The sequence below is a fragment of the Klebsiella sp. BIGb0138 genome, assembly GCF_004342285.1.
Lineage (GTDB): Bacteria > Pseudomonadota > Gammaproteobacteria > Enterobacterales > Enterobacteriaceae > Klebsiella.
The window spans coordinates 75,036-98,038 of record NZ_SMCV01000006.1 but is presented as its reverse complement, the minus strand read 5'-3'; the positions used below and the strand labels follow the sequence as shown (position 1 = coordinate 98,038).

Below are 23,003 nucleotides of genomic sequence, written 5' to 3'. Positions count from 1 at the left end.
TATGGGGATATGGGGGAAAAAAAACTGAAAACGTTTTCAGTAAAATATTATGAAATAAAATTAACCGTCAATTTTGTTGATTGTTATCTGTGATGATGATCTTGATTTTTTATCCGGCCGGGTTGCAGCCGGTCGACAATTAGGCGGATTCCGCGGGTAGAAGCAGAGGAGTAATCGGAGTGGATTCAGGCAACCTATCCTGCAACAGCATCATCATTTGATTAATAACCTGTTGACCAAGTTCGTTATTTTTATGATCGACGGTGGTGATACGCGGGATGAAATATTCGCTACCGGGGAAATATTCACAGCTGGCGACGGCAATATCATCAGGAACCGACAGTTTATGATCTTTCAAGGCGCGGATGGCCCCCATCGCCACGCGATCGTTGATCGCCAGCAGCGCCTGGGGTAGGGGGCGGCCGGATTTCAGCAGCTGCTCTACGGCCTGATACCCGTGCTGTGGGTAGAAGTTGGTCTCGACGATCGGCACTGACTTTGCCGGGATTCCCGCTTCCTCCAGAGTCTGCAGAAAGGCGCCGATACGCTGGCCGGTCATATATACGCCGGAGGATCCGCCGATAAATGCGAGGTCGCGATAGCCTTTTTCCAGCAGATAGCGGGCGATCATGATGACACAATTGACCTGATCTCGCTGCAGGCAGGTGTAGTGGTAGCGTGCGAGTTTACGACCAACGACGAGCACCGGCAGTACTGCAATAAGCTTTTGTAAACCTTCAAGATAGCCGTCTGGAATGGTCAGGTAGTCGATATTACCGCCGAGAATAATGACGCCGTCGAGCTGGCTATCGATAATACTGCTGAAGATCTGGTCTTCAGCGACGATTGGCTCCGGGCCACTGCGCTTGTTTGCTGATTGGGTATCAAACAGGACAATTTTGTATCCGGCCTGCAGACAGGACTTTTCAATCTGCTCAACCAGAGTGGCAAAGTAGGGGTTGGTAATATCGGATACCACAATCGCCAGCGTCATACTCTTGCGAGAAATCATGCTGCGTGCCATCAGGTTAGGGCTGAACTGGTGTTCGTCGATCACCTTTTGTACTTTGGCGCGCGTTTTGTCAGACACCCAGCTATTTTTGTTGAGAACCCGCGAAACGGTGGCGATAGAGACGTTAGCCAGCTCGGCAATATCCTTGATAGTGAGGTTTTTTTTCATTGGCCACCCTGGTCCTTTTGTCTACGGTAACGACAGGATGGTACATCACTTTTGGCGGAGGGTGAACGCTCTGTACCCAATGAGGTACAGAGCGTGGAGAAGGACTAATGGACTTTTACCGTGCCGGCGTTTTTCTGTTTAAACAGATAGCCGATACCCAAAACCGCAATCCATACCGGGATCAGGTAAACGGAAATCGCCATGCCTGGGGTCATCAGCATAATCACCAGCACCGCCACCATGAACAGCAGGCAGACCCAGTTACCGACCGGGTAAAACAGCGCCGGGAAGCGAGAGATCACGCCCTGCTGCTGTTTTGCGCGACGGAACTTGATATGCGCCAGGCTAATCATCGCCCAGTTAATCACCAGCGCCGAGACCACCAGCGCCATCAACAGGCCAAACGCCGACTCCGGCGCCAGGTAGTTAATCAGTACGCACAGGGCGGTGACCACCGCAGAGACCAGAATCGTGTTGACCGGTACGCCGCGTTTGTCGACGCTCATCAGCGCTTTCGGCGCGTTGCCCTGTTGAGCCAGGCCAAACAGCATACGGCTGTTGCAATATACGCAGCTGTTGTACACGGAAAGCGCCGCGGTCAGCACCACCACGTTGAGCGCGTTAGCCACGAAGGTATCACCCAGCTCGTGGAAGATCAGAACGAAGGGGCTGGTATCCGCGGTTACGCGCGTCCACGGCAGCAGTGAAAGCAGAACCGCCAGCGAGCCGACATAGAAAATCAGAATGCGGTAGATAACCTGATTGGTGGCTTTGGGAATGCTCTGCTCCGGGTTATCCGCCTCTGCGGCAGTAATCCCCACCAGCTCAAGACCGCCAAACGAGAACATGATGATGGCCATCATCATCACCAGCCCGGTGAAGCCATGCGGGAGAAAGCCGCCCTGATCCCACAGGTTACGAACGGTGGCCTGCGGGCCGCCGTTGCCGCTGAACAGCAGCCAGCCGCCGAAAAGAATCATCGCCACGACGGCGACCACTTTAATAATGGCGAACCAGAACTCCATTTCACCAAACACTTTGACGTTGGTCAGGTTGATGGCGTTGATGGCGATAAAGAACACGGCGGCGGAAACCCAGGTCGGGATCTCTGGCCACCAGAACTGGATATATTTCCCGACGGCGGTCAGCTCGGCCATGGCCACCAGAACGTACAGCACCCAGTAGTTCCAGCCGGAGGCAAAGCCGGCAAAACCCCCCCAGTATTTATAGGCGAAATGACTGAATGACCCTGCCACAGGTTCTTCTACGACCATCTCACCCAGCTGACGCATGATCAGGAAGGCGATAAAACCGGCGATTGCATAGCCCAGAATGATGCCCGGACCCGCGGATTGAATAACGGATGCGCTGCCCAGAAACAGGCCGGTGCCGATCGCACCGCCCAGGGCAATAAGCTGAATATGGCGGTTTTTCAGGCCGCGCTTGAGCCGATCGCCATGCTGTTGACCTTCCATCATGAAACCTCGTGTGTGGTTATTATGTTTATACGCGTCATCCTTCAGGCTGCTGCTTCGTGGTCTGTCCCTGCCAGAGATAGCATAGCTATCAATATTCAAGGGAGCTTTGGTCCGCGCAGTCCTGAGGTATTCAGCTTACATATTGTTGTGTGGGTGTAATTACGAAATTCCGTTTCCGTATTAATTACTTTACGCAAGGCGAAATATAAAATCATCAAAAGGCCTTTCGTCTCATGGAGAATAGTGATAAGCGCCAGCGAATGCACCTGCTTTATGAAGGGGTGATGACGAAGCGAACAAAAAGAAACCATTTGTAAATGGCCCGCGGCTCAGGAGGGAATGGTTGAATTGGTTTTTTATTCACTTGGATAGAATAAAAAACCATGTTTTTCTGAGTTGAATCGGTTCAGATAGCGTAACTTTTCGTTTCATAAAGGTTAACGCTACCTCTTATTGGGTAAATGCATCATTTGTGTGAAGTTACAATTCTGAAATGTTATTTCTGTAAGGTTGTTAAAATGTGCGTGGTTTACTGATTTCAATCAAAACCTGTATGGACAGAAGGTGAATACTTTGTTACTTTACCGATACGAACTGCGAATTGGTAAGACCAATTGACTACGGGCTAATGGCAGAGACAGGGAATATGGCCTACAGCAAAATCCGCCAACCAAAACTATCCGATGTGATAGAGCAGCAGCTTGAGTTTTTAATCCTTGAGGGGACCTTACGCCCCGGTGAAAAACTCCCGCCTGAACGCGAACTGGCCAAACAGTTCGACGTTTCCCGTCCCTCGCTGCGTGAGGCGATTCAACGCCTCGAAGCCAAGGGCCTGTTGCTTCGTCGCCAGGGCGGTGGAACTTTTGTACAAAGCAGCCTGTGGCAGAGCTTCAGCGACCCGCTGGTAGAGCTACTGTCCGATCACCCTGAATCCCAATTTGACCTGCTGGAAACCCGTCACGCGCTGGAAGGCATCGCGGCTTATTACGCGGCGCTACGCAGCAATGATGCCGACCGCGAACGTATTCGCGAGCTGCATCAGGCTATCGAACGGGCTCAGCAGTCCGGCGATCTTGACGCCGAATCCGATGCCGTCGTCCAGTATCAAATTGCCGTCACCGAAGCGGCGCATAATGTCGTGCTGCTCCATCTGCTACGCTGCATGGAGCCGATGCTCGCGCAAAACGTTCGTCAGAACTTTGAATTGTTGTACGCCCGTCGGGAAATGCTCCCACAGGTCAGCAATCATCGTACTCGTATTTTCGAGGCGATAATCGCCGGGGAGCCGGAGCAGGCGCGTGAAGCGTCGCATCGCCACCTGGCGTTCATTGAAGAAATTTTGCTGGATCGTAGCCGTGAGGAAAGTCGTCGAGAACGCTCACTGCGCCGTTTACAGCAACGGAAAGATGAGAACTCCGGTTCTTAAGCGCCATTTTTTAGAGCGCGGCAACTAAACGCAGAACCTGTCTTATTGCGCTTTTAGTTTCAGCAGCCCTAAATAATTCGGCTTGTATCGCGGCGGCAAGCGTCGGAATCCCCGGGAGCATAGTTAACTCTGTGACTGGGGGGAGGACGAGAAGCCAACAATGAGACAATCCGAAGTATGACGGGCAAAGAGTGCAATGGGACAGGTTCCAGATTAATCAACGATTAGATAGATAAGGAATAACCCCCATGTCAGAACGTTTACCAAATGACGTGGATCCGATCGAAACTCGCGACTGGCTACAGGCGATCGAATCGGTCATCCGTGAAGAAGGTGTTGAGCGTGCTCAGTATCTGATTGACCAACTCCTTTCTGAAGCCCGCAAAGGCGGGGTACAGGTTGCTGCTGGCACATCTACGGGCAGTTACGTCAACACTATTGCCGTTGAAGATGAACCGGAATACCCGGGTAATCTGGATCTGGAACGCCGAATTCGTTCTGCGATTCGTTGGAACGCCATCATGACCGTTCTGCGCGCATCGAAAAAAGATCTCGAACTGGGCGGCCACATGGCTTCCTTCCAGTCCTCCGCGACCTTCTACGAAGTCTGCTTCAACCACTTCTTCCGCGCCCGCAACGAGCAGGATGGCGGCGATCTGGTTTACTTCCAGGGCCACATCTCCCCGGGCGTATACGCGCGTGCGTTCCTCGAAGGCCGTCTGACTGAAGAGCAGATGAACAACTTCCGTCAGGAAGTTCACGGTAAGGGGCTGTCTTCTTATCCGCACCCGAAACTGATGCCGGAATTCTGGCAGTTCCCGACCGTATCCATGGGTCTGGGCCCGATCGGTGCTATCTATCAGGCTAAATTCCTCAAGTATCTGGAACACCGCGGTCTGAAAGACACCTCGAAACAAACCGTTTACGCCTTCCTGGGCGACGGCGAGATGGACGAGCCGGAATCTAAAGGCGCGATCACCATCGCTACCCGTGAAAAACTGGATAACCTGGTCTTCGTCATCAACTGCAACCTGCAGCGTCTGGACGGCCCGGTCACCGGTAACGGCAAAATCATTAACGAACTGGAAGGCATCTTCGCCGGTGCCGGCTGGAACGTTATCAAGGTTATCTGGGGCGGTCGTTGGGATGAGCTGCTGCGTAAAGACACCAGCGGCAAGCTGATTCAGCTGATGAACGAAACCGTTGACGGCGACTACCAGACCTTTAAATCAAAAGACGGCGCCTACGTTCGCGAGCACTTCTTCGGTAAATATCCGGAAACCGCCGCGCTGGTTGCTGACTGGACTGACGAGCAGATCTGGGCCCTGAACCGCGGCGGCCACGATCCGAAGAAAGTCTATGCTGCACTGAAAAAAGCGCAGGAAACCAAAGGCAAAGCGACCGTCATCCTGGCGCATACCATTAAAGGGTATGGCATGGGCGACACCGCTGAAGGTAAAAACATCGCTCACCAGGTGAAGAAAATGAACATGGACGGCGTACGCTACGTCCGCGATCGTTTCAGCGTCCCGGTAGCCGATGCCGATATCGAAAAACTGCCGTACGTGACCTTCCCGGAAGGTTCCGAAGAGCACACCTATCTGCACGCTCAGCGTCAGAAACTGCACGGCTATCTGCCGACCCGTCAGCCTAACTTCACCGAGAAGCTGGAGCTGCCGACCCTCGAAGATTTCGGCCCGCTGCTGGAAGAGCAGAACAAAGAAATCTCTACCACCATTGCCTTCGTTCGTGCTCTGAACGTGATGCTGAAGAACAAATCGATTAAAGACCGTCTGGTGCCGATCATCGCCGATGAAGCGCGTACTTTCGGTATGGAAGGTCTGTTCCGTCAAATCGGTATCTACAGCCCGAACGGTCAGCAGTACACCCCGCAGGACCGTGAGCAGGTTGCTTACTATAAAGAAGACGAGAAAGGTCAGATCCTGCAGGAAGGTATCAACGAACTGGGCGCAGGCGCATCCTGGCTGGCGGCGGCAACGTCTTACAGCACCAACAACCTGCCGATGATCCCGTTCTACATCTACTACTCGATGTTCGGTTTCCAGCGTATCGGCGACCTGTGCTGGCAGGCTGGCGATCAGCAGGCTCGCGGCTTCCTGGTAGGGGGCACTTCCGGTCGTACGACGCTGAACGGCGAAGGTCTGCAGCACGAAGATGGCCACAGCCATATTCAGTCTCTGACTATCCCGAACTGTATCTCTTACGATCCGTCTTATGCGTACGAAGTTGCGGTCATCATGCATGATGGTCTGGAGCGTATGTACGGTGAGAAACAAGAGAACGTTTACTACTACATCACCACGCTGAATGAAAACTACCACATGCCGGCGATGCCAGCAGGCGCCGAGGAAGGTATCCGTAAAGGTATCTACAAACTCGAAACCATCGAAGGTAGCAAAGGTAAAGTTCAGCTGCTGGGCTCCGGTTCGATCCTGCGTCACGTCCGTGAAGCAGCCGGGATCCTGGCGAAAGACTACGGCGTAGGTTCTGACGTCTACAGCGTGACCTCGTTCACTGAACTGGCGCGTGATGGCCAGGACTGCGAGCGTTGGAACATGCTGCACCCGCTGGAAACCCCGCGTGTACCGTACATCGCTCAGGTGATGAACGACGCGCCGGCCGTTGCATCTACCGACTATATGAAACTGTTCGCCGAGCAGGTCCGTACCTATGTACCGGCTGATGACTACCGCGTACTGGGTACTGACGGTTTCGGTCGTTCCGACAGCCGTGAGAACCTGCGTCACCACTTCGAAGTTGATGCTTCCTATGTGGTTGTAGCGGCGCTGGGCGAACTGGCTAAACGTGGTGAAATCGATAAGAAAGTGGTTGCCGATGCAATCATCAAATTCAACATCGATGCAGAAAAAGTTAACCCGCGTCTGGCGTAAGAGGTAAAAGAATAATGGCTATCGAAATCAACGTACCGGATATCGGGGCAGATGAAGTTGAAATCACCGAAATCCTGGTCAAAGTTGGCGACAAAGTTGAAGCTGAACAGTCGCTGATCACCGTAGAAGGCGACAAAGCCTCTATGGAAGTCCCGTCTCCGCAGGCAGGCGTGGTCAAAGAGATCAAAGTCTCTGTCGGCGACAAAACCGAGACCGGTAAACTGATCATGATTTTCGATTCCGCCGACGGTGCAGCAGACGCTGCACCTGCGAAGGAAGAGAAGCAAGAAGCGGCACCGGCACCGGCAGCAGCACCTGCTGCGGCAGCGGCAAAAGAGGTTCATGTACCGGATATCGGCGGTGACGAAGTTGAAGTCACTGAGATCATGGTCAAAGTGGGCGACACCGTTGCGGCTGAACAGTCGCTGATCACCGTAGAAGGCGACAAAGCTTCTATGGAAGTCCCGGCGCCGTTCGCGGGCACCGTGAAAGAAATCAAAATCAACACCGGCGACAAAGTGTCCACCGGCTCGCTGATCATGGTCTTCGAAGTGGCTGGCGCCGCTGCTCCGGCAGCACCTGCGCAGGCTGCTGCACCGGCTGCCGCGGCACCTGCTGCAACCGGCGTGAAAGACGTTAATGTACCGGACATCGGCGGCGACGAAGTTGAAGTCACTGAAGTGATGGTCAAAGTCGGCGATAAAGTTGCCGCTGAGCAGTCGCTGATCACCGTAGAAGGCGACAAAGCCTCTATGGAAGTTCCGGCGCCGTTCGCGGGCACCGTGAAAGAAATCAAAATCAGCACCGGCGACAAAGTGTCCACCGGCTCGCTGATTATGGTCTTCGAAGTGGAAGGCGCTGCGCCTGCCGCGGCTCCGGCTGCTGCTGCTCCGGCACCTGCTGCTAGCGCACCGGCTCCGGCGACAAAAACGGCAGCACCGGCGGCGAAAGCCGAAGGCAAATCTGAGTTCGCTGAAAACGACGCTTATGTTCACGCGACTCCGCTGATTCGCCGTCTGGCGCGCGAGTTCGGCGTTAACCTGGCGAAAGTGAAAGGTTCTGGCCGTAAAGGTCGTATCCTGCGCGAAGACGTTCAGGCGTATGTGAAAGACGCGGTTAAACGTGCTGAGTCTGCACCTGCCGCCGCGACCGGCGGCGGTCTGCCGGGCATGCTGCCATGGCCGAAAGTGGACTTCAGCAAGTTTGGCGAAGTGGAAGAAGTCGAGCTGGGTCGCATCCAGAAAATCTCTGGTGCTAACCTGAGCCGTAACTGGGTGATGATCCCGCACGTTACGCACTTCGACAAAACCGACATCACCGATCTGGAAGCCTTCCGCAAGCAGCAGAACGCTGAAGCTGAGAAGCGTAAACTGGACGTGAAATTCACGCCGGTTGTCTTCATCATGAAAGCCGTGGCCGCTGCGCTTGAGCAGATGCCGCGCTTCAACAGCTCGCTGTCTGAAGATGCGCAGCGTCTGACGCTGAAGAAATACATCAACATCGGTGTCGCGGTTGACACGCCGAATGGTCTGGTTGTTCCGGTATTTAAAGACGTGAACAAGAAGAGCATTACCGAGCTGTCTCGTGAACTGACGGTGATCTCGAAGAAAGCGCGTGACGGTAAGCTGACTGCGGGCGAAATGCAGGGCGGTTGCTTCACCATCTCCAGCATCGGCGGCCTGGGGACAACCCACTTCGCGCCGATTGTTAACGCGCCGGAAGTGGCTATCCTCGGTGTGTCCAAATCCGCGATGGAGCCGGTGTGGAATGGTAAAGAGTTTGTGCCGCGTCTGATGATGCCAATCTCTCTGTCCTTCGACCACCGTGTGATCGATGGTGCTGATGGTGCGCGCTTTATCACCATCATCAACAACATGCTGAGCGACATTCGCCGCCTGGTGATGTAAGCGAAAAGCCGGCCTGACGGCCGGCTTTTTTCTGCTAATCCCGTCTTCGTTTCGGGGTTACCAGCAACAAAGGACAAAATCGTTTGCCGTTTGTTGTTTCAAAATTGTTAACAATTTTGTAAAATGCAGGCGGATAGAACGTCCCGGTGGACATGGGCGTAATTTACACAAAATAATTCGAGTTGCGTCAAGGCGGCAAGGGAGTGAATCCCTGGAGCGTACAAGCAGTACGTAACCCGGGGTGAGCGAGCGCAGCCAACGCAGAGGCGGCTTGAAGGATGAAGTGTATAACAATAGCGTCAGACCCGCCGGATACAAACTACAGAGGTCATGATGAGTACTGAAATTAAAACTCAGGTCGTGGTACTTGGGGCAGGTCCTGCAGGTTATTCTGCTGCCTTCCGTTGCGCTGATTTAGGTCTGGAAACCGTCATCGTAGAACGTTACAACACCCTCGGCGGTGTTTGCCTGAACGTCGGTTGTATCCCTTCTAAAGCACTGCTGCACGTTGCTAAAGTTATCGAAGAAGCGAAAGCGCTGGCCGAGCACGGCATCGTTTTCGGTGAGCCGAAAACTGACATTGACAAGATCCGCACCTGGAAAGAAAAAGTCATCACTCAGCTGACCGGTGGTCTGGCTGGCATGGCCAAAGGTCGTAAAGTGAAGGTGGTTAACGGTCTGGGTAAATTCACCGGCGCTAACACCCTGGAAGTGGAAGGCGAAAACGGTAAAACCGTGATCAACTTCGACAATGCGATCATCGCGGCGGGCTCCCGTCCGATTCAACTGCCGTTCATCCCGCACGAAGATCCGCGCGTATGGGACTCCACCGATGCGCTGGAACTGAAATCCGTACCGAAGCGTATGCTGGTGATGGGTGGCGGTATTATCGGTCTGGAAATGGGTACCGTATACCATGCGCTGGGTTCAGAGATTGACGTGGTTGAAATGTTCGACCAGGTTATCCCGGCAGCCGATAAAGACGTGGTTAAAGTCTTCACCAAACGCATCAGCAAGAAATTCAACCTGATGCTGGAAACCAAAGTGACTGCCGTTGAAGCGAAAGAAGACGGTATCTATGTTTCCATGGAAGGCAAAAAAGCGCCGGCTGAAGCGCAGCGTTATGACGCGGTGCTGGTGGCTATCGGTCGCGTACCGAACGGTAAAAACCTCGATGCGGGCAAAGCTGGCGTTGAAGTCGACGAGCGTGGCTTTATCCGCGTTGACAAGCAGCTGCGTACCAACGTTCCGCACATCTTCGCTATCGGCGATATCGTTGGTCAGCCGATGCTGGCGCACAAAGGTGTGCATGAAGGTCACGTTGCCGCAGAAGTTATCTCCGGTCTGAAACACTACTTCGACCCGAAAGTGATCCCGTCAATCGCCTACACTGAGCCAGAAGTTGCCTGGGTTGGCCTGACCGAGAAAGAAGCGAAAGAGAAAGGCATCAGCTACGAAACTGCCACCTTCCCGTGGGCAGCATCTGGCCGTGCTATCGCTTCCGATTGCGCAGACGGTATGACCAAACTGATCTTCGACAAAGAGACCCACCGTGTTATCGGCGGCGCGATTGTCGGCACCAACGGCGGCGAGCTGCTGGGTGAAATCGGTCTGGCTATCGAAATGGGCTGCGACGCAGAAGACATCGCCCTGACCATCCACGCGCACCCGACTCTGCATGAGTCCGTTGGCCTGGCGGCAGAAGTCTTCGAAGGTAGCATCACCGACCTGCCAAACCCGAAAGCGAAGAAAAAGTAAGTTTTTCTTTCCGGCAATAGGGACAAGCGGCTCTGAGAGCCGCTTTTTTTATGCCTGATGTTTAGAACTGTGTCTGCGTTAATAACCTGCTACATGTTATAGATACTTTGACAATAATTGCCTTGTAAACTTATAGCTGGTTAATTATTAGGTGGGGGTGGGTTATGAAACGCTTTTTAACAACGACTCTGTTAGCCGCAACGCTGGTATCCGGTATGGCCTACGCTGCGGATCCTTCCATTCCGTGGGCCGCTAACAGCGGTGGAACGGAGAATACGCATATTGCCGCCATGGGTCAGAACCTGAATACGCAGCATCAGCAAATCAGCAAAACCACGGAAGGCGTATGGGCGGCGAACTCAGGCAGCATCCATGACGATGAAGCCGCATTGAGCAGCAGTAAGCCCGCCTTCAGCGGCTATCCGCAATTGATGCCGCATCAGGGCTAAAATATCGTCAGAATCTCGGGATGCCCGGCGCAGGATGCTGCGCCGGGCATTTTTTATGCCTCACTTCCCTGAGGGGAGCAGCCATCGCATCGTGGAGGCTGGATATCACAGGCAATCACCTCTCTGCGGTAGCATAAACCGCCCTGTTTTGCCGGCATTTTGGACAGTTGCCGCCGGCAGAGTGAAATTTATATAGCGGGAAATGTGCGGAAAGGCTGTAAAATCCTGCCCTTAACGATTCAGCTAAATTTTAATGTTGCTTTTTTGTAAACAGATTAACACCTCGCCAAAATCCTGCTATGCTGCCGACGCGGTATCGGGCATTTACCCTACAAACTGCTGTCTCACAGGAGCGTGAAGAGAATCGCCTGCCGCATTTTACAATGAGAGCGAGGAGAACCGTCGTGCTAGAAGAATACCGTAAGCACGTAGCTGAGCGTGCAGCCGTTGGGATTGTTGCCAAACCCTTAGATGCAACCCAAATGGCCGCGCTGGTAGAACTGCTGAAAAACCCGCCTGCGGGTGAAGAAGAATTCCTGTTAGACCTGTTAATTAACCGTGTACCGCCGGGCGTCGACGAAGCCGCCTATGTTAAAGCCGGATTCCTTGCCGCTATCGCCAAAGGTGAAGCGACCTCCCCACTGGTAACCCCTGAAAAAGCCGTTGAACTGCTGGGCACCATGCAGGGCGGTTACAACATTCACCCGCTGATTGATGCGCTGGACGATGCCAGACTGGCACCGATTGCGGCGAAGGCGCTCTCCCATACGCTGCTGATGTTCGATAACTTCTACGACGTCGAAGAGAAGGCGAAAGCGGGGAATGAATACGCGAAGCAGGTGATGCAATCCTGGGCGGAAGCCGAGTGGTTCCTGAGCCGTCCGCAGCTGGCGGAAAAAATTACCGTCACCGTTTTCAAAGTCACCGGTGAAACCAACACCGATGATCTCTCTCCGGCACCCGATGCCTGGTCCCGCCCGGATATTCCGCTGCACGCCCTGGCGATGCTGAAAAACGCCCGTGAAGGTATTGAGCCGGATCAGCCGGGTTCAGTTGGCCCGATCAAGCAAATCGAAGCGCTGCAGGCAAAAGGTTTCCCGCTGGCCTACGTCGGTGACGTGGTCGGTACCGGTTCTTCGCGTAAATCCGCGACCAACTCGGTGCTGTGGTTTATGGGCGACGATATCCCGAACGTGCCGAATAAGCGCGGCGGCGGTCTGGTGCTGGGCGGCAAAATCGCGCCGATCTTCTTTAACACCATGGAAGATGCGGGCGCGCTGCCGATCGAAGTTGACGTCAGCAACCTGAACATGGGCGACGTTATCGATGTTTACCCGTTCAAAGGCGAAGTGCGTAACCACGAAACCAATGAACTGCTGGCGACCTTCGAGCTGAAAACCGACGTGCTGATCGACGAAGTGCGCGCCGGTGGCCGTATTCCGCTGATTATCGGCCGTGGCCTGACTACCCGTGCGCGTGATGCGCTGGGCCTGCCGCACAGCGACGTTTTCCGCCACGCGAAAGATGTGGTCGAAAGCGGCCGCGGCTACTCGCTGGCACAGAAAATGGTGGGTCGCGCCTGCGGCGTCGCCGGCGTCCGTCCGGGCGCTTACTGCGAGCCGAAAATGACCTCCGTTGGTTCCCAGGACACCACCGGTCCGATGACCCGTGATGAACTGAAAGACCTGGCGTGCCTCGGCTTCTCCGCCGATCTGGTGATGCAGTCTTTCTGCCACACGGCGGCCTATCCGAAGCCGGTTGACGTCACCACCCACCACACGCTGCCTGACTTCATTATGAACCGCGGCGGCGTTTCGCTGCGTCCGGGCGATGGCGTTATCCACTCGTGGCTGAACCGTATGCTGCTACCGGACACCGTGGGCACCGGCGGCGACTCCCACACCCGTTTCCCGATTGGTATCTCCTTCCCGGCGGGCTCAGGTCTGGTGGCGTTTGCCGCCGCGACCGGCGTGATGCCGCTGGATATGCCGGAATCGGTACTGGTTCGCTTTAAAGGTCAGATGCAGCCGGGGATCACCCTGCGCGATCTGGTCCATGCGATCCCGCTGTATGCGATTAAGCAGGGCCTGCTGACCGTCGAGAAGAAAGGTAAGAAAAACATCTTCTCCGGGCGTATTCTCGAAATTGAAGGCCTGCCGGATCTGAAAGTTGAGCAGGCGTTTGAGTTGACCGATGCTTCCGCAGAGCGTTCCGCCGCCGGCTGTACCATCAAGCTGAATCAGGAGCCGATCGTCGAGTATCTGAACTCCAACATCGTCCTGCTGAAGTGGATGATCGCAGAAGGCTACGGCGATCGTCGTACCCTGGAGCGTCGTATTCAGGGGATGGAGAAATGGCTGGCGGATCCGCAGCTGCTGGAAGCCGATGCTGATGCCGAATATGCCGCAGTGATCGACATCGATCTGGCGGAGATCAAAGAGCCGATCCTCTGCGCGCCGAACGATCCGGACGACGCGCGTCTGCTGTCCGACGTGCAGGGCGAGAAAATCGATGAAGTCTTTATCGGTTCTTGCATGACCAACATCGGTCACTTCCGCGCGGCGGGTAAACTGCTGGATAGCCACAAAGGCCAGCTGCCGACCCGTCTGTGGGTGGCTCCGCCAACCCGTATGGACGCGGCGCAGCTGACCGAAGAAGGTTACTACAGCGTGTTTGGTAAGAGCGGCGCGCGTATCGAAATCCCTGGCTGTTCCCTGTGTATGGGTAACCAGGCGCGCGTGGCCGACGGTGCGACGGTGGTATCCACTTCAACCCGTAACTTCCCGAACCGTTTAGGTACTGGCGCGAACGTCTATCTGGCTTCGGCTGAGCTGGCGGCGGTCGCTTCGCTGATCGGCAAACTGCCGACGCCGGAGGAGTATCAGACCTTCGTAGCCCAGGTCGACAAGACCGCGGCGGACACCTATCGTTACCTGAACTTCAACCAGCTGGATCAGTACACTGAGAAAGCTGACGGGGTTATCTTCCAGACGGCGGTGTAAGGTAAAACGTCGGCGCGGCTGACGGATTGCCGGTAAACTTCCTCCATGCCCGGTGAACATTGCATCACCGGGCATTTTTATTTCCGTTCCTTCACCCACTGCGCTTTTTTTCTGCCCTGGTACTGCGATAATTACCCTATGGGTACAATGTAGCGGTGACGCATTGCCCTTGCAGAGGAAGAGACTATGGATTACGAATTTCTGCGCGATATTACCGGAGTGGTAAAGGTGCGGATGTCAATGGGCCACGAGGTGGTGGGGCACTGGTTTAATGAAGAAGTGAAAGAGAACCTGACCCTGCTGGATGAAGTGGAACAGGCTGCGCGTACCGTGAAAGGCAGCGAGCGTTCCTGGCAGCGTGCCGGGCATGAATACACATTATGGCTGGATGGTGAAGAGGTGATGATCCGCGCCAATCAGCTGGATTTTTCCGGCGATGAGATCGAAGAGGGTATGAGCTACTACGACGAAGAAAGCCTCTCTCTGTGCGGCGTCGAGGATTTTTTACAGGTCGTGGCCGCCTACCGCCGTTTCATACAAAACAACTAATCCCCCTCGGCAGCGCTCTTTTTGCGCTGCCGTATCACCTTAATTGATTACATCTAATCAATTCACGCCTTAACTTATCCGATTTGTTGAGACCAGGAACTGCGATCTGACGCTTATTTTTTCTTTATTTGATTTAATATAATCAACTATGATTAAATTAAATCAATGTAGAGGGCGATATGAAAATTAAAGCGACAATCGAAAAAATCCCGGGAGGGATGATGGTCGTCCCACTCGTGCTAGGGGCCGTGCTCAATACGTTCGCCCCAGAGGCGTTGCAGGTTGGCGGTTTTACCACGGCATTATTTAAGAACGGTGCGGCGCCACTTATCGGGGCGTTTTTACTGTGTATGGGGGCTGGCATCCATATCAAAGCGGCGCCTAAATCCCTGTTGATTGGCGGCGGTATTACCCTCACTAAATTTGTTGTGGCGGTAGCACTTGGATTTACGGTCGAGAAACTTTTTGGCGTCGATGGCCTATGGGGGCTCTCCTCTGTCGCCATTATTGCCGCGATGAGTAACACCAACGGCGGCCTGTATGCCGCGCTGGCCGGCGAGTTCGGCAGTGAAAACGAAGTAGGGGCCACGCCGCTGATGTCGCTGAGCGACGGCCCCATACTGACGATGATCGCTCTGGGGGCCGCTGGTATGGCCAATATTCCGCTGATGTCGATAGTTGTGGTGCTGATTCCCATGCTTATCGGCATGCTGCTTGGCAATCTGGATATGCAGATGCGTGAATTCCTCACTAAAGGCGGCCCGTTGTTGATCCCATTCTTTGCTTTTGCGTTGGGAGCCGGGATCGATTTATCCATGCTATTGAAAGGCGGGCTTGCCGGGATTCTGCTGGGGGTGCTGACCACGCTGGTGGGCGGTTTTTTCAATATCAAAGTCGATCGCTTACTCGGTGGTACCGGCATTGCCGGCGCAGCGGCTTCCAGCACCGCAGGCAACGCTGTCGCAACGCCGATGGCCATTGCACAGGCGGATCCCGGACTTGGCGCGATCGTCGCGGTGGCAACGCCGCTGGTCGCCACCTCGGTAATTGTGACGGCCCTCTTAACGCCAGCGCTGACTTCATGGGTGGCTAAACGCAATCAGCAGCAGGCGAAGATCGCCCTCGGGGAGAAACCATAATGAAGATGATTGTCATCGCAGATGATTTTACTGGAGCAAATGATACCGGGGTCCAGCTGGCCAAGAAGGGCGCGCGTACCGAGGTCATGCTTGATGAGCAGCAAAAGGCGTCGCGTAAGGCCGATGTGCTGGTGATCAATACCGAAAGCAGGGCGCTGACGCCGACTCAGGCGGCCGACAAAGTGAGAGCGGTTGTCGCGCCCTGGTTTCATGGACAGGATAATCCGCCGCTGGCGTACAAAAAGATAGATTCCACTTTCCGCGGTAACGTCGGCGCGGAAGTAGAAGCAGCAATGAAGGCTTGTGGGGCAAAGCTGGCCATCGTCGCGGCAGCGATTCCTGCGGCGGGCCGGGTGACGATAAACGGACAGTGCCTTGTGCACGGCGTACCGCTCGTCGAAACAGAATTTGCCAGCGATCCAAAAACGCCGATTGTCTCTTCTCATATAAAAACTCTTCTTGAGTTGCAGACGGTCTGTCCCGTTTATGAGCTGAATCTGGCGGCGGTTCGTGGCGGCGAGTCCGGCGCCGAACTCCAGCGTTTAAGCGAGCGTGGCGGCGGCATTGTGGTTGTCGATGCAGAAAATGATGGTGATTTAGCTCTGCTGGCGCAGGCGGTGGTCAGGCTCAATGTCCGCTACTTACTTGTTGGCGCCGCCGGTTTTGCCAACGCGCTGCCGGTAAGCTGCTACCTCAGCGTTCGGCAGCGGCTGCCGGTTCTGGTGGTCGCCGGCTCGATGAGTGAAGCGACCCGGCAGCAAATTGTTTTTGCAGCGAAAGAGAGGGCGCTGGGGATTGTGGATATTGATGTAGAGGCGCTGTTGCAGACGGACAGCGATAAAACTCAGCAAAAAATAGTCCAGCAGTCCACGGTCATTTTGCATGACCGCCAGCATTGCGTGCTGAGGACCAGTCGCGACGCAGATGCCCGAGGGATGATCGAGACGCTGTGCGAGCGCTACCAGCTTTCACGTCAACAGCTAGGCGACAAAATTAGCACTGCGCTTGGTGACATCACGCTCGCTATCATCAACCGGGCACAAATCGGCGGGCTGTTTCTTACTGGCGGAGATATTGCTATTGCCGTGGCGAGAGCGCTGGGCGCGGAAGGTTACCGCATCAATAGCGAGGTTGCGCCCTGCGTACCCTGTGGAACCCTGGTAAACAGCGAAATTGACGATCTGCCGGTGATCACGAAAGCCGGGGGATTTGGTGGCGAAGCCACGCTTCGGGATGCACTTTATTTCATTGAGGATATGTACAGTGACAAATAACGTAATTGCCGTCACGATGGGCGACCCGGCAGGTATTGGGCCAGAAATCATTATCAAATCTCTGGCTGAAGGTGAACTTTCAGGCACACCGGCAGTTGTAGTGGGATGTTTACAGACGCTACAGCGGCTACAGGCATCCGGAATCACGCCGCTCGTAGAATTACGACCCATTAAGCAGGTTTCTCAGGCGCACTTCGCGCCAGGGATCGTGAACGTCATTGACGAGCCCCTGAAAGAGCCTGCCATGCTCATTCCGGGGAAGGTGCAGGCTCAGGCGGGGGATTTGGCTTACCGCTGCGTTAAACGTGCCACTGAAATGGCGCTGGCGGGAGAGGTGTCGGCCATCGCTACCGCGCCGCTGAATAAAGAGGCTCTTCATCTGGCGGGGCATATGTATCCGGGCCATACGGAGCTACTGGCCAGGCTGACGGATAGCCGCGATTACGCGATGGTACTGTATACCGACAAGCTAAAGGTGATACATGTTTCGACGCATATTGCGCTGCGTAAATTTCTCGATACGTTGAACGGCGATCGTATCAAAACGGTGATCTCGCTAGCCGATACTTTCCTGCGGCGCGTCGGTTTTAGCGCCCCACGTATTGCGGTCGCTGGAGTCAATCCCCACGCCGGTGAAAACGGTCTTTTTGGCGATGAAGAGATTAATATCGTCGGCCCGGCGATTGCGCAGATGCAACAGCAGGGAATCGCCGTGTATGGTCCTTGCCCGCCGGATACCGTCTTTCTGCAGGCGTGGGAGGGGCAGTACGACATGGTGGTGGCGATGTATCATGATCAGGGGCATATTCCATTGAAGCTTCTTGGCTTTTATGATGGCGTCAATATTACCGCCGGGCTGCCGTTTATCCGTACCTCAGCCGATCACGGCACCGCGTTTGATATTGCCTGGACAGGTAAAGCCAAGTCTGAGAGCATGGCAATCTCTATCCAGTTAGCCAGCCAGCTTGCTTAATTTACAGGGCGTTATCCGGATTCATTCAGGTTGCACAAGGCGGCAATCCGGCGGTGCCTGAGGCGGTTACCCGCGCTGGTTAAGCGCTGGCGTGGGTTATTCAGGCTTGCAACGTGAAAGATGAAAGGTATATGAAGTCACAAAATCGATTAGACCAGATTCTGGACTATCTGAAAGGCCATAATCTGGTCACCGTTGAACAACTTGTTAGCGCTATTGATGCCTCGCCGGCGACCATACGGCGCGACCTGATTAAGCTGGATGAGCAGGGCGTCATTAATCGCAGCCACGGCGGTGTGGCGCTTAACCGCTTTATCCCGGCTCAGCCGACGACGAATGAAAAGCAACTACTGCATCTCCAGGAAAAGCGCGCTATTGCCCGACTCGCTCTGTCAATGATTAAAGCCGGTGATTCTGTGGTGCTGGATGCCGGGACGACGATGCTGGAGCTGGCGCGTAACCTGACTTCGCTGCCGCTGCGAGTGATTACATCCGATTTACGCATCGCCCTGTTTCTCTCTGAATTTAAACAGATAGAAGTAACCATCATCGGGGGGCGTATCGATGACAGCAGCCAGTCGTGCATTGGCGATCACGGTCGTAAGCTGCTGCGCGGTATTTACCCGGATATCGCGTTTATTAGCTGCAATTCGTGGAGCCTGGAAAAGGGAATTACCACGCCAACCGAAGAGAAGGCTGGGTTAAAGCTGGATCTGGCGATGAATGCATGCCGCCGGGTGCTGTTAGCGGACAGCAGCAAGTATGGCGCCTGGTCGCTGTTTTGTGTTACTCCGCTTGCCAGTTTGACCGATATCATCACCGATCGGGGTCTCGCGCCCCAGGTGCAGGAGCAGCTCGGCAAACTGCCTTGCCAGCTGCACCAGGCATAACGTTCAGCTGTATCAGAGCCGCTGTCGCGGCTCTGATTGTGTTTCTTAGATATGGGGGATGTTGCGGGCGTAGTAAATCTCGCGCATCTCTTTCCAGAGCAGGTCGGTAATGACCTTCCGCTCTTCTTCGGTTAACTCTTCCGGTCGGGTGTGGAACATGTAGTGCTTAAGGTCGAACTCTTTAAGCAACATCTTGGTATGGAAGATATTTTCCTGATAGACGTTCACATCCACCATGTCATACAGCGCCTTGATGTCATCGGACATGAAGTTCTGTATTGAATTAATTTCATGGTCGATAAAATGCTTCATCCCGTTGATATCGCGGGTGAAACCACGGACGCGATAGTCAATGGTCACAATATCGGATTCCAGCTGGTGGATGAGGTAGTTCAGCGCCTTCAGCGGTGAAATCACTCCACAGGTGGAGACTTCAATATCGGCGCGGAAGGTACACAGCCCGCCCTCGGGGTGGCTTTCCGGGTAGGTATGGACGCAGATATGGCTTTTATCGAGATGGGCGACCACGGCTTCCGGCAGCGGCCCAGGGTGTTCGGTCTGGTCGATAAGCTGCGGGTCAATGGGTTCTTCGCTGACCAGAATGGTGACGCTGGCGCCCTGCGGCTCATAATCCTGGCGGGCGATGTTCAGAATGTTGGCGCCGATAATTGAGCAGGTTTCCGACAAAATCTCGGTCAGACGGTTGGCGTTATAGAGTTCGTCGATATAGGCGATGTAACCATCGCGCTCCTCTGCGGTTTTGGCATAGCAGATATCGTAAATACAAAAACTCAGGCTTTTGGTCAGGTTGTTAAAGCCATGCAGCTTCAATTTTTTCAATTTAGGTCACCCCCTTACTTAAGGTCACTGGCGGACAGCGCGTCCTGCAGATACTGCGGTAGGGCGAAGGCCGCCGTGTGAATGGCCGGATTGTAATAACGGCACTTCAGGTTCGCTTTGTGAAAACGCGCCTGGATAATCTCATTGGACAAATGGCGCAACGCGTCGTTATCGCTGGCCCATGCGAAGGTCATAATCCCGCCATAATAGGTGGGGATCGCCGCCTGGTAGAAGCTGACGTCGCTGAAATAGTGGCTGAGCTTACGGTGGCTATCGATGGCCTCATTCTGCTGCAGGAAGCAGACGCCGTTCTGAGCAACGAAGATTCCGCCTGGGTTCAGGCAGCGTTTACAGCCGGCATAAAAGGCAGACGTGAACAGACTCTCTCCGGGGCCGATGGGATCGGTACAGTCGGAGATGATCACGTCAAACGTTTGCGTCGTCTGGTTAACAAAATTGACGCCATCGTCAATGACCAGGGTAAAACGCGGATCGTCATAGGCGCCCGCATTATGGTTGGGCAGATACTGACGGCAGAACGAGACCACGCCGGCGTCGATTTCGACCATCGTGATAGTTTCGACGCTGCTGTGACGGGAGACTTCACGCAGCATGGCGCCGTCACCACCGCCGATGATCAGCACATGTTTCGCCTCACCGTGGGCCATCAGCGGAACGTGGGTCATCATTTCATGATAGATAAATTCATCGCGCTCGGTGGTTTGTACCACTCCGTCCAGCGCCATGACACGGCCAAAGGCGGCGTTCTCAAAAATGATCAAATCCTGGTGATCGGTCTTCTCGTGATACAGCACATTATCCACTGCCAGATACTGACCAAAATGGTCGTGCAGGGTTTCATGCCACAGATTGCTATCGGCCACAGGCGGATTCCTCCTTTGTTAACATCCGTTACACGCGTAAAAAACGAGCGCAACATCATAGCCAACTATAGATGATGATGCACGGCGGATATTTCAGTCGTTCGTGCAGGGAGAGCCGGATACCGGGAATCGAGCCACGCCGGGGGCTGAAGTATGACCAACCGCCGGCGACGGGCGGCGGGGATGTCATGGCAACGGATTGAAAGACGCGCTATTTAACGTAGGCGAGCAGACTGAGTGAATCGCGGGCCAGGGCCTTACACTTTTTAGTGGTCGGGATTTTGATGCCGCTGAGATCGCGGTAGCTGTCTTCACCGAGCGCTTTCATATTGAAGCTGTCGTAGTTGCTCAGGTCCCACTGGTTCTGTTGCGCAAAGAACACCAGCGCGCGGCGAATTTGGGTATTGGGTAGGTTCTGGTAACCGCAGTCGTTTTTCAGAAAGACAAATACCGCCGTTAAATCAGCCATATCTTCCGCTTCGGACTCGCTTAACGCATAGCTATTGGCGGATAGAGCAAGCAGGCTGCCGAGCACTATTGTTCTGAAAAGCGTCTTCATTTTTTTTACCATTGAATCACGGACGCTCAACGTTAGCATACTTCTTTACACTACGCAGAGCTTTATTCTTACTCTTCTGCTTGACCTTCCGCCAGGGGGAAGGTTTAAGCTCAAATGTTCACCCGCAGACGAAAAGGATGTGAAAATGCAACGTCGTGAATTCATCAAGTTAACCGCTGCGGCCAGCGTATTTAGCGCTCTGCCGTTGTGGAGCCGTTCGGCTTTTGCCGCCAGTCGTCCGGCACTGCCGGTGCCCGATCTTCTCACCGCCGACGCGCGTAATCGCATCACCTTAACCATCCAGGCCGGGAAGACCCAGTTTGGTCCCCACCAGGCCACCACCTGGGGTTATAACGGAAGTCTGCTGGGCCCCGCCCTGAAGCTCAAAAAAGGGGAGGCGGTGACCGTGGATATCCATAACCGTCTGAGCGAAGAGACCACCGTACACTGGCATGGGTTGGAGGTGCCGGGTGAGGTCGACGGCGGGCCGCAGGGGATCATTGCGCCAGGCGCTTCCCGCAGCGTGAACTTTACCCCCAGCCAGCGGGCCGCCACCTGCTGGTTTCACCCGCATCAACACGGCAAAACCGGTCGTCAGGTGGCCATGGGGCTGGCGGGCCTGGTGCTGATTTCTGACGAGCGGAGCGAACAGCTGCTGCTGCCGAAACAGTGGGGAATCGATGATATACCGGTGATTGTGCAGGATAAGCGTTTCACCGCCGGCGGAGAGATCGACTACCAGCTCGACATCATGAGCGCCGCCGTCGGCTGGTTTGGCGATACGCTGCTGGCGAACGGCGCGCTCTATCCGGAACATGCCGCCCCGCGCGGCTGGCTGCGTTTGCGTTTACTTAACGGCTGCAACGCCCGTTCGCTGAATTTTTCCACCAGTGACAACCGACCGATGTACGTGGTGGCCAGCGACGGCGGCCTGCTTGCCGAACCGGTGAAGGTGAGTGAACTGCCGATGTTAATGGGCGAACGCTTTGAAGTGCTGATCGATACCAGCGACGGCAAAGCTTTCGACCTGATCACCCTGCCGGTGAGCCAGATGGGGATGGCGATTGCGCCGTTTGACCAACCCCAGCCGGTATTACGCATTCAGCCGTTGACCATTCAGGCCTCCGGCAAGCTGCTGGATACCCTGGTCGAGATACCGGCGCTGCCGTCTCTGGACGGGCTGACCCAGCGCACGCTTCAGCTCTCTATGGACCCGATGCTCGATATGATGGGAATGCAGGCTCTGATGCAGAAATACGGTGACCAGGCGATGTCCGGCATGGACCATGGCAGGATGATGAGCGATGGCAAGATGGGCGATATGGGGCAGATGAATCATGGCGAGATGAGTCATATGGATCACGGCGCGATGGGGCAGATGAACCACGGCGCCGCGGGTTTCGATTTCCATAACGCCAACCGGATCAATGGCAAAGCCTTTGATATGAATCTGCCGATGTTCGCTGCGGCAAGAGGGCAATACGAGCGTTGGGTCATCTCCGGCAAAGGCGACATGATGCTACACCCGTTCCATATTCACGGCACCCAGTTCCGCATTCTGTCGGAAAATGGCGCAGCGCCTGCCGCGCATCGTAGCGGATGGAAGGATACCGTGCGGGTCGATGGCGGGGTCAGTGAAGTACTGGTGAAGTTCGAGCATGAGGCAGCGAAAGAGTATGCCTACATGGCGCACTGCCACCTGCTGGAACATGAGGACACCGGGATGATGCTCGGCTTTACGGTTTAATCTGATGCGGCGCAGGAAGGAGACTACGGCGCTTAT

17 protein-coding genes are annotated in these 23,003 nt (G+C 54.7%); 12 read left to right on the top strand and 5 right to left on the bottom strand.

Annotation, left to right across the window (positions count from 1 at the left end; genetic code table 11):
- Positions 1–139: 139 nt before the first annotated feature.
- On the bottom strand, positions 140–1,180 hold the full coding sequence (locus EDF73_RS14930; RefSeq protein WP_132729888.1) for a LacI family DNA-binding transcriptional regulator: 1,041 nt from the start codon (positions 1,178–1,180) through the stop codon (positions 140–142).
- A gap of 104 nt (positions 1,181–1,284) precedes the next feature.
- Positions 1,285–2,658: an aromatic amino acid transporter AroP gene (aroP, locus tag EDF73_RS14925; RefSeq protein WP_165905721.1), complete on the bottom strand. Its 1,374-nt coding sequence runs from the start codon at positions 2,656–2,658 to the stop codon at positions 1,285–1,287.
- Between the two features lie 646 nt (positions 2,659–3,304).
- Between aroP and pdhR the strand changes: the two genes are divergently transcribed.
- The 11 genes from pdhR to EDF73_RS14860 all read left to right on the top strand — a co-directional run bounded on the left by pdhR (position 3,305) and on the right by EDF73_RS14860 (position 18,937).
- Entirely contained in the window at positions 3,305–4,084 is a 780-nt protein-coding gene (pdhR, locus tag EDF73_RS14915) for a pyruvate dehydrogenase complex transcriptional repressor PdhR (protein WP_004857919.1), read from the top strand.
- A 248-nt stretch (positions 4,085–4,332) separates the two neighbouring features.
- Complete coding sequence (aceE, locus tag EDF73_RS14910) at positions 4,333–6,996, top strand: pyruvate dehydrogenase (acetyl-transferring), homodimeric type (protein WP_132729886.1); 2,664 nt, start codon at positions 4,333–4,335, stop codon at positions 6,994–6,996.
- 14 nt (positions 6,997–7,010) lie between these two features.
- Positions 7,011–8,903, top strand: coding sequence for a pyruvate dehydrogenase complex dihydrolipoyllysine-residue acetyltransferase (gene aceF / locus EDF73_RS14905; RefSeq protein WP_132729885.1), 1,893 nt, complete (start codon positions 7,011–7,013; stop codon positions 8,901–8,903).
- 333 nt (positions 8,904–9,236) lie between these two features.
- Positions 9,237–10,661, top strand: coding sequence for a dihydrolipoyl dehydrogenase (gene lpdA, locus EDF73_RS14895; RefSeq protein ID WP_132730083.1), 1,425 nt, complete (start codon positions 9,237–9,239; stop codon positions 10,659–10,661).
- Positions 10,662–10,825: 164 nt separating this feature from the next.
- A complete protein-coding gene (locus EDF73_RS14890) occupies positions 10,826–11,110 on the top strand; it encodes a hypothetical protein (RefSeq protein ID WP_132729883.1) in 285 nt (94 codons plus the stop codon).
- A 404-nt stretch (positions 11,111–11,514) separates the two neighbouring features.
- On the top strand, positions 11,515–14,112 hold the full coding sequence (gene acnB, locus EDF73_RS14885) for a bifunctional aconitate hydratase 2/2-methylisocitrate dehydratase (protein WP_132729882.1): 2,598 nt from the start codon (positions 11,515–11,517) through the stop codon (positions 14,110–14,112).
- Positions 14,113–14,298: 186 nt separating this feature from the next.
- Complete coding sequence (gene yacL / locus EDF73_RS14880; protein ID WP_132729881.1) at positions 14,299–14,661, top strand: protein YacL; 363 nt, start codon at positions 14,299–14,301, stop codon at positions 14,659–14,661.
- Between the two features lie 179 nt (positions 14,662–14,840).
- Entirely contained in the window at positions 14,841–15,800 is a 960-nt protein-coding gene (locus EDF73_RS14875) for a 2-keto-3-deoxygluconate permease (RefSeq protein WP_132729880.1), read from the top strand.
- A complete protein-coding gene (locus EDF73_RS14870; RefSeq protein ID WP_132729879.1) occupies positions 15,800–17,074 on the top strand; it encodes a four-carbon acid sugar kinase family protein in 1,275 nt (424 codons plus the stop codon). The genes EDF73_RS14875 and EDF73_RS14870 overlap by 1 nt, the downstream gene beginning before the upstream one ends.
- A gap of 16 nt (positions 17,075–17,090) precedes the next feature.
- On the top strand, positions 17,091–18,047 hold the full coding sequence (locus EDF73_RS14865; protein ID WP_243655223.1) for a D-threonate 4-phosphate dehydrogenase: 957 nt from the start codon (positions 17,091–17,093) through the stop codon (positions 18,045–18,047).
- 131 nt (positions 18,048–18,178) lie between these two features.
- Positions 18,179–18,937, top strand: coding sequence for a DeoR/GlpR family DNA-binding transcription regulator (locus EDF73_RS14860; RefSeq protein WP_132729878.1), 759 nt, complete (start codon positions 18,179–18,181; stop codon positions 18,935–18,937).
- A gap of 45 nt (positions 18,938–18,982) precedes the next feature.
- Here the strand turns inward: EDF73_RS14860 and speD are convergent, their stop codons facing one another.
- From speD to EDF73_RS14845, 3 genes are all read right to left on the bottom strand, one after another.
- A complete protein-coding gene (gene speD, locus EDF73_RS14855; protein ID WP_132729877.1) occupies positions 18,983–19,777 on the bottom strand; it encodes an adenosylmethionine decarboxylase in 795 nt (264 codons plus the stop codon).
- A 14-nt stretch (positions 19,778–19,791) separates the two neighbouring features.
- Positions 19,792–20,661: a polyamine aminopropyltransferase gene (gene speE, locus EDF73_RS14850; protein ID WP_132729876.1), complete on the bottom strand. Its 870-nt coding sequence runs from the start codon at positions 20,659–20,661 to the stop codon at positions 19,792–19,794.
- A gap of 211 nt (positions 20,662–20,872) precedes the next feature.
- Positions 20,873–21,220, bottom strand: coding sequence for a YacC family pilotin-like protein (locus tag EDF73_RS14845; RefSeq protein WP_015585138.1), 348 nt, complete (start codon positions 21,218–21,220; stop codon positions 20,873–20,875).
- A gap of 145 nt (positions 21,221–21,365) precedes the next feature.
- Here EDF73_RS14845 and cueO point away from each other — a divergent pair, with 145 nt between their 5' ends.
- Complete coding sequence (gene cueO / locus EDF73_RS14840) at positions 21,366–22,967, top strand: multicopper oxidase CueO (RefSeq protein WP_132729875.1); 1,602 nt, start codon at positions 21,366–21,368, stop codon at positions 22,965–22,967.
- The last annotated feature ends 36 nt before the right edge of the window (positions 22,968–23,003 follow it).